General features: G+C 46.8%; 9 protein-coding genes. 6 read left to right on the top strand and 3 right to left on the bottom strand.

What is annotated here, in order from left to right:
• A partial coding sequence (locus ABCW45_RS01365) for a hypothetical protein (RefSeq protein ID WP_343220079.1) occupies nucleotides 1-219 on the top strand: 219 nt, incomplete at its 5' end.
• Between the two features lie 18 nt (nucleotides 220-237).
• Here ABCW45_RS01365 and ABCW45_RS01360 read toward each other — a convergent pair.
• The 3 genes from ABCW45_RS01360 to ABCW45_RS01350 form a co-directional block, all read right to left on the bottom strand.
• Nucleotides 238-519: a hypothetical protein gene (locus ABCW45_RS01360; RefSeq protein ID WP_215705233.1), complete on the bottom strand. Its 282-nt coding sequence runs from the start codon at nucleotides 517-519 to the stop codon at nucleotides 238-240.
• Nucleotides 520-657: 138 nt separating this feature from the next.
• Nucleotides 658-1,275, bottom strand: a complete 618-nt coding sequence (locus ABCW45_RS01355; RefSeq protein ID WP_215630591.1) for a hypothetical protein — start codon at nucleotides 1,273-1,275, stop codon at nucleotides 658-660.
• A gap of 460 nt (nucleotides 1,276-1,735) precedes the next feature.
• Entirely contained in the window at nucleotides 1,736-2,290 is a 555-nt protein-coding gene (locus ABCW45_RS01350) for an HD-GYP domain-containing protein (RefSeq protein WP_215705235.1), read from the bottom strand.
• Nucleotides 2,291-2,517: 227 nt separating this feature from the next.
• On the opposite strand from ABCW45_RS01350, the gene ABCW45_RS01345 reads away from it, so the two are divergent.
• From ABCW45_RS01345 to ABCW45_RS01330, 5 genes are all read left to right on the top strand, one after another.
• Nucleotides 2,518-4,311 carry an N-acetylmuramoyl-L-alanine amidase family protein gene (locus ABCW45_RS01345; protein WP_343220078.1) on the top strand — a complete coding sequence of 598 codons (1,794 nt, stop codon included), beginning with the start codon at nucleotides 2,518-2,520 and terminating at the stop codon, nucleotides 4,309-4,311.
• Nucleotides 4,312-4,365: 54 nt separating this feature from the next.
• Entirely contained in the window at nucleotides 4,366-5,121 is a 756-nt protein-coding gene (locus ABCW45_RS01340) for a SipW-dependent-type signal peptide-containing protein (RefSeq protein WP_343220077.1), read from the top strand.
• 118 nt (nucleotides 5,122-5,239) lie between these two features.
• On the top strand, nucleotides 5,240-5,647 hold the full coding sequence (locus ABCW45_RS01335; RefSeq protein ID WP_343220076.1) for a DUF4234 domain-containing protein: 408 nt from the start codon (nucleotides 5,240-5,242) through the stop codon (nucleotides 5,645-5,647).
• Between the two features lie 41 nt (nucleotides 5,648-5,688).
• Nucleotides 5,689-6,069, top strand: a complete 381-nt coding sequence (locus ABCW45_RS17880; protein WP_425518580.1) for a DUF2752 domain-containing protein — start codon at nucleotides 5,689-5,691, stop codon at nucleotides 6,067-6,069.
• Between the two features lie 212 nt (nucleotides 6,070-6,281).
• Nucleotides 6,282-7,724: a DNA cytosine methyltransferase gene (locus ABCW45_RS01330; RefSeq protein WP_343220075.1), complete on the top strand. Its 1,443-nt coding sequence runs from the start codon at nucleotides 6,282-6,284 to the stop codon at nucleotides 7,722-7,724.
• Nucleotides 7,725-7,732: the final 8 nt, after the last annotated feature.

Genomic DNA, 7,732 nt, shown 5'->3' with positions numbered 1-7,732 from the left:
TCACGAAAGCTGATATATTCCGGGCAGCAGACTATCACGGATACCGATATCTGTGGCAAGCAAAGACTATCACGGAAGCTGATAACTGCGGATATGGTTATTATCACGAAAGCTGATATATTCCGGGCAGCAGACTATCACGGATACCGATATCTGTGGCAAGCAAAGACTATCACGGAAGCTGATAACTGCGGATATGGTTATTATCACGAAAGCTGATATATTCCAGTGCAACGGCTATGACGGTAGTCCCATGGTTCCCAGAATCATACCGGCATCCGTCATACGCTGGTTAAACCGGTCGATAATGCGATCCGCACCCGACCAGCGTGCGGCTTCTTCTGAAATGGCATACGCCTGTGCCAGCACATGATGCTCAATCAGCCATGAGGCCAGGTCATCAATGCAAAGCCCTGATGAACACACGGTTGCAAGCCATGCGCATAACTGCTCGGGCAAATGCGGGTCCTCATAATAAAAGTGGTATCCCCATTCTCCATTGTTAATATCCTTTTCCATAAAAAACCTCCAAAGAAATGATCATGAGTCTATCATAAAGGAAGAAGAACAAAAAAAAATAGTAGCAGAACCGTTTTTGCTGTAATTCTGTCTGATTCATACAAAAGGGCACAGGCATAATGCCTGCGCCCGGATTAATTAAAGCTGTTCTAATGCTTCGGCCAGTTTTTCAAGACCGGTCATCATTCTATAAAAAAGATAAAATTCAGAGTTCTCTTTTCCCCAATCATCCGCGTCATAGATTTCCGGAAAATATAATTCCATCCAGGCAATCATGTCCAGATCAAATTCGCGAAGCACATCGGCTGCCTCGTAAACCGTAAGCGTCGGCAAGCCACTTAGGATATCATCTCGGATGCGGTCATAAATACCCATGGCTGTATCCGGTGTACTTGAGATACTTTCCTGCACAGCCATAGCAAAGACTAATTCCCACTGTGAAATTTTGTCCTGAATGGAAGCGGCAACAGTCACAGCATCATGGATATTGTAAAAATCATTGCAGCGTTTCAGTACAGATACAGAGACATTGAGCTCCTGGGACAACTCGGCAGCAGTATCCCGGATACATACTCCACACAAATCCAGTAACGCATCTGCTTCATCAGCAAGGTGGCTGAAACGCGGGTCTGTCTCAAACATCACTTCGACAACTTTTAGGGTATCACGGAGTTTTTGAGGCATGGTTGTGACCGCAAAGATGTGTTTTTGTACTGCGTCGTTTTCCAGATTAAAACCAGTATCGAATAACTTCATAAATGGAACCCCCTTCTTCTTTTGTGATTGATTTTTAGCTTGCACGTGCAATGTATCGTTATGTATAGATTGTAACAAATTTACCTGAAAAACACTGATTTTTAAATGCCGCGGATAAGGGAAACGTAACATTTTTGATATATAAAAGCCAATCCGAATAAAAAGGAAAATTTTCCATAAATGTGACTTCCTTTGGAGATATGTTCGGAGGCTGCTCATCTCATCCAGAATTTACAAAACAAACCGGTACTTGGAGTAAATATGGTACCTTCAAACCAACAAACTAATCAGGGTGCTTCCACGAATCCTGCGGCCAACCACCGCAGGATTTTTTTCTCCCCATACCACCAGGTGTTTAGAAAATAAAAGGAATGCTTCCCGCTTCGAAACACTCTTGCTTGCGAAATAAAAGGAAAGAAACAAATGTGCAAAAAAAAGAAGCAGCTAAAGCCGCTCCTTATCATCCCCGAACCAAAATACGAATGCACGCGTCCGCAACCGCCGGGTCAAACTGCCTGGCGCTGTTTGCCAGAAAGTCAGCGCGTATTTCACTGGTGCTTTTTGCTGCCGCGTAAGATCTGCCATGCATCATGACATCCATGCAGTCTGCCGCACAGATAATGCGTGAAAAGACAGAAAGATCTGTTTTTTTCGCATATCCGGTTCCGTCGGGTCTTTCATGATGGTTTAGTGCAACCTCGCAGATATGTTCTGGAAAGTCGAACTTCTGAAGAATGACATAACCGAGCGTGGTATGACGTTTCACCGTCATATATTCCACATCAGTCAGTCTTCCAGGTTTCTGAAGAATCTCTGACGGTACCCCAAGCTTTCCAATATCGTGTAAAAGTCCGGTCACACGCAAATCCGGCATCGCGGATGCATCCAGACCGTATCCTTCGGCAATCCTGCCAGCAATATCCGCAACACGGACGCTATGCAGATAAGACTCTTCATCATGTTTCCTTAAATATTCCAATAACCGACAACAGCACGTGAACATATGGTTTTTCATTATATTTTCCTCCATTTCAAGCATGCGGAATGATTTCTCAATGCCTCATAAATTCTTTGAGAAAATTATGGAAACACGAGTAGAACGATAAGAGTCACTGTAATGGCAATGCGGTATACCACACAGTTTGCCAAGGAACATTTCACAGTATTTTACATGCAGAACCAAAAATCTGTATTTTTGATCCATAATTTCCCCGGTAAATCAGAATGAAAGGAAGAAAAAAGATGCAGAAAAAGAAAATGCAGCAACCGTTATATTCGAGAAACCACGGAATTTTTAGCGGTGTCCGCCTTGGACGAAGGGCTGTTACAGCCATATGCCTGATGGGAACTATGCTTCCGTTTGCCCCGCCAGCTGAGAACGCGTTCGCAGCCATGGTCCAGAACGTGCCTGATCAGGCAGGAAGACAGGATATGGAGATCATACCGGAAGCCACTCCGTCAAACGCGACATTTTCCGATGCAACACCATCAGATGCCGTAAAAGAAACACCGCCGGATGGTTTTTATACGGATAGAAGAGAATCCCTGTATTATCGGAAAGATGGGGAGACTGTCAGAAATGCATGGATTCATGAAGAAGATCACTGGTACTATGCCGGGGCGGGCGGAAGGATAACAGCCGGGTGGAAAAAAATAGATGGAGTCTGGTATTTCTTTTCGCCAAGCGGGAAACTGGCAGATGGATGGATTTATGAACAGGACGTCTGGTATTACATGACAGAAAACGGCATGTTAACCGGATATCAGGAGCTTGACGGAAATGATTTTTATTTTTATGAGGACGGAAGACTTGCAGTCAATGTAAAAACGCCGGATGGCAGACTGGCGGATCAGGATGGATATCTCTATGACCCATCTGTGGTTTTCCCATCCTTTACCTATCACGGGGATCCATCCGGAGCGCCGGGAACCATCAGTGGGTTAAGCATTGCCGGGAAACCGGTGGAGTTTTATATGCTGTCTATCGCCGGGGAAACGTCCGGCGGACAGATCATCATGGGAGACCGCGGCCGGGCATATGGAATGTGCCAGCTGGATTACCGCTATGATCTGACGGATTTTATCCGATGGGCGTATGGAAAGCATCCGGAACTCTGGGCGGAGCTTGCCCCATTTACCGGTTATGGAGACGGTGACGCCGTACTTATCGGAAATGCAGGACTCGCGGAAGCATTCCGCACAGCCATGGACCGTTCCTATGAGGGTGCCGTAACGGATCAGCTGGAATTTATGAGAGAACGGTACTGGGACGCTTTCAGCAGCCGCTTAAATGCAGCAGGATATGATCTGGACAACCGCAGCGTTGCGGTCAGCGCAGCGTTATTCTCTGTCAATGTCAACTGTGGAAACCAGCCGGATCTTTTCATCCGCAGCCTTTCACCAGACATGACGGATGCAGAAATGATCTGTAAGATTTATGATATCCGCAATACAGCACTGGCAGACCAGATGGTCGGACGCGTCCGTAAAGGAACAAGCGGACGGTATCGGTTCAGTGAACCGGAAATGGCATTAGATCTCCTGTACGGGTATATGACCATGGATACGGTCCGGTCTTACGGACATGGTGTGGAATGGCACGGAAATATTTTCACAGGTTCAGTCCTTACCTGTGGAATCCAGAGCAGAAGCACGGATTGGCAGGAATATCTGACAACCCATGAGCAGGATGTGAGCGATACGGAAACAAAAGAAGAAACAGAAGTGGAAGGACAGAATGTTGCAACGCCGTCGGAAGCTGAACCCGAAGTGATATCCGCAGACGTGTCTGAGCCGCTAGAGAGCGCGACGGAGATGGCACCGGAAGTAACGGAGAATTCCGTGGAAGTGCCGAATGGGACAGCAAAGGCCGTGGACAGCCCTATCAGTACCCTGTCTGAGACTGAAACAATGGCAGAAGCGGAAGAACATACCGAAAATATGCCGGATTCACCCATTGAGATGCCGGAACAGGAATATGGTCCTGGAATGATCCGGGAAACCGAAGCAACAGATTCAACTTTTTGCGATTCATGAAGTATTTCTGTCCATAATTGTCCTGCAAGAAAAAAATAAAAGGAGATTTTTCATATGAGAAAATCAAAGAAGCAGATGGTCATGGCAGCAGCAGCCTGCGCCATGATGGGAGTAATGGCCATCGGAGGAACCATGGCGTATTTAACTGACAGCGAGACCGCAACCAACACCTTTACCATTGGTCAGGTAAAGATTGATCTGGAGGAGCCGGAGTATGCGAAACTGACGGAAACTCAGAAGAAGGACCTGGTACCGAACCAGATCGTGGCAAAGGACCCGCAGGTGGAGAATACCGGTGTCAACGATGCAATCGTATTCTTAAAGGTTGAGATGCCGAAGAAGGACGTAATTGTGGCGGAAAAGGACGGTACAAGAAAGACCACTGCGGTGACCGAGCTCTTTACCATGCTGAATACCGACATCGATCCGGCAACTGACGGCAGTACCGCTGGAAAGAACTGGGTAGAACTTACGGGCGATAATACCGGTGCTGATACAAACGTGCATGTTTATGCTTACAAGGAGAAACTGGCAAAGGATGCCAAGACCACGGCACTGTTTGACAGCATCCAGCTGCAGAACATCATCGAGGGACAGATTGATACCGATCCCGAGAATATCAAGGTTACTGCTTATGCGATCCAGGCAGCCGAGGTGCTGGAGGGCGAGGAGACCGACCTGACCGATACCCTGACCAAGGAGAATCTGCAGAAGATTTATGATATCTACGGCAAGCAGAACAATGGCCAGACCGTACCGGAAGCAAATGGCAACAACGCAAAGGATCTTGAAGGAAACAACCGCGCATAATCAGATGATGCCAATAATATTCTGATAACCAGCAGTCAAAACAGCGATATCATTGATACCGCTGTTTTGTTCGGCCAGGATCAGTCTATATACGGTTTGTGCAGAAAAGGGGATTATTATGATTGAAAGCAAAAAACGAAATATTGCAGTCGCAATCCTGCTTTCGTTTCTGACCTGCGGGCTTTATGCTATTTATTGGGAGATCTGTCTGGTAAATGACCTGAAAAAAGCTTCCGGGGATGAAAATGCAAAAAGCGGAGGAACTGTATTCCTGCTGAGCCTTATCACATGCAGCATTTACTGGTTGTTCTGGATTTTCCGAGCAGGAGAGACCATGGATGCAATTAAAGCAAAGAACGGAGTTCCGGCATCCAACCGCAGCCTCGTATACCTGCTGTTAAGCATCTTTGGACTTGGACTGGTTGCCATTGCAATTCTGCAGAACGACCTTAATACGCTGGGCGCATCTGTTGAGGAAACGGTTACGGAAATGCCGAAACAGGAAGATAACAATGATACAATGTAAAGAAAGGATTTCCCGGCAGAAATGCCGGGATTTTTCAATTTATGATCAGACAACGTTTATACAAAACAACATTAGCTGCAGCGCCATGGCTTACTGCCGCAGTCCTGTATAATCTATTGGTCCGTCTCACGCCAATCAGGATTCCATGCCTTTTTCGCGTATTTACAGGTTTCCAATGTCCTGGCTGTGGCATGACCCGCATGTGCATTGCGCTGTTATCCGGTCAGTTACAGGAAGCAGTGCAGTATAATCCGATTCTGTTTTTTATGCTGCCATTCTTGATTCTATATGTTTTTATCATATCTGCAGTGTTCATTCTGACCGGAAAGCAGTGGCACATACCGCATGAAAATCTGTGTGCTTACGGATGCATTGCCGTCCTGCTTGCATTTGGCATTTCCCGCAACCTGTTTGGCTGGTAAACGGATATCGCAAACAAATTTTAATCCTCGTAGGCGGGAAAAACAGAAGGTCTTCGGAGCCGAAGCCCACATTTCAAGGTGTAAGCCTAAGTGGCGGACAGTTCACCAAAAGAAAACCGATCTACGAGTCATTTCTCGACTTCATCCCAAACCATAATTTTCCTGAATCTATTTATAAGGTATTGGAGAGAAAGGAGAGACATGTATTACAGATGGAAAACAAGGTACAAAAAATTAAAGGAAGCCGGAGAGGGCTGACATTTTCTTTTGTCAGCCAGGAAACAGATTTCATACCGGGCACACATTACCGATATGCAGTTTATCCGGATGAAGGCAGGGTTGTCATTCTTCCGTCCACAGACGGAGGCAATACGGTTTCCAAAAAGAAGGTCGGGCTGCAGATGAAGTCGCTGATCGATCTGCGCAGCAAAGAAATCCGCGAACTGACGGCCAAAGCGGATCGAATGGAAATTGAATTCTGCGACGGCTACATCGAGGTTTCCATGATCGCAAAAGCAGAGAACCAGATCTGCGCAGTCATCGGGAAAATTGCAGTAGCACCGCAACTGGCAAAAGCGGCAGGATGTGAAGCGGCAGAATTTGTTCAGTCAAAACTTCCACGCATTCACCCATGGACGGATGAAAGAGTCCACAAAGAGATTCCGGATGTGATCCGGACTATTTCCCTGTTTTCAGGAGCTGGGATGCTGGATTACGCATTTGCGAAAGATCCGTGTTTCGAAATCGTTTATGCGGCGGAATATGCCCACGATGCCGTAACCACTTACCGCGGCAACATCGGGGATCATATCCACGAATGTGATATCCGCAGCCTTCATGGAAGTGATTTTCCAAAGGCGGATCTGATGATCGGCGGGCCACCATGTCAGCCATTCAGTGCCGCAAACCGGCATGATTCAGCAAGAGGCGACAATCATCCGGAGGGCGACATGTTTAAGCATTACCTGCGACTGATCCGTGAAAGCGGCGTGAAGGCGTTTCTGATTGAGAATGTTCCGGCACTGCTTTCGGATAAGGGAGGGTATTATCTTGACCTGATTCGACATATGTTGCCGGACTTCACCACGAAATCAAAACTCATCACAGACTGCGATGTAGGCGGATACACGAAAAGAAAACGGGCGATCATCATCGGAAGCCGCATTGGAGAACCGATGATCCCTGAACTGTTTTTTAAACCGGCGAGGACTGTCGGAGACGCTTTACGGAACGTGGATCATTCATGGCCGAATGCGGAGGATATTACGGTATCCAGCGAAACGGTGAAGCGGAAAATTTCCATAATCCCGGAAGGTGGGAACTGGCGGGATCTGCCGGAAGAATACTGGACGAAAAGTGTTCATTCCAATATGTATCGTCGGCTCAACCGTAACAAACCATCCGTAGCGATTGCAAACTGGCGAAAATATCTGTTAAGTCCGCCAAAGTGGGATGATTCCGGTCAATGGGACAGGATATTGTCTGTTTCGGAAGCAGCGGCACTACAGGGCCTGGATAAGCACTTCCGGTTTTACGGAAGTTTAAACGCAATGCAGCAGATGGTAGCCAATGGAGTGACAGCGGCAACGGCAAGATTCTGTAAAAGTATCCTGTCGAGACTGTTTTTCACTGCCAGGCCAACGCTTTCTATTTAGAAAAAAGG

It is taken from the genome of Pilosibacter fragilis (genome assembly GCF_032490495.1).
GTDB classification, from domain to species: domain Bacteria; phylum Bacillota; class Clostridia; order Lachnospirales; family Lachnospiraceae; genus Pilosibacter; species Pilosibacter fragilis.
Note: the sequence above shows the minus strand (reverse complement) of the source record. Positions and strands in the feature narration are given on the sequence as shown.

Excerpts from the sequence above, each read along its gene's own strand:
- ABCW45_RS01360 (WP_215705233.1), bottom strand. The coding sequence starts at position 519 with ATGGAAAAGGATATTAACAATGGAGAATGGGGATACCACTTTTATTAT.
- ABCW45_RS01355 (WP_215630591.1), bottom strand. The coding sequence starts at position 1,275 with ATGAAGTTATTCGATACTGGTTTTAATCTGGAAAACGACGCAGTACAA.
- ABCW45_RS01350 (WP_215705235.1), bottom strand. The coding sequence starts at position 2,290 with ATGAAAAACCATATGTTCACGTGCTGTTGTCGGTTATTGGAATATTTA.
- ABCW45_RS01345 (WP_343220078.1), top strand. The coding sequence starts at position 2,518 with ATGCAGAAAAAGAAAATGCAGCAACCGTTATATTCGAGAAACCACGGA.
- ABCW45_RS01340 (WP_343220077.1), top strand. The coding sequence starts at position 4,366 with ATGAGAAAATCAAAGAAGCAGATGGTCATGGCAGCAGCAGCCTGCGCC.
- ABCW45_RS01335 (WP_343220076.1), top strand. The coding sequence starts at position 5,240 with ATGATTGAAAGCAAAAAACGAAATATTGCAGTCGCAATCCTGCTTTCG.
- ABCW45_RS17880 (WP_425518580.1), top strand. The coding sequence starts at position 5,689 with ATGATCAGACAACGTTTATACAAAACAACATTAGCTGCAGCGCCATGG.
- ABCW45_RS01330 (WP_343220075.1), top strand. The coding sequence starts at position 6,282 with ATGGAAAACAAGGTACAAAAAATTAAAGGAAGCCGGAGAGGGCTGACA.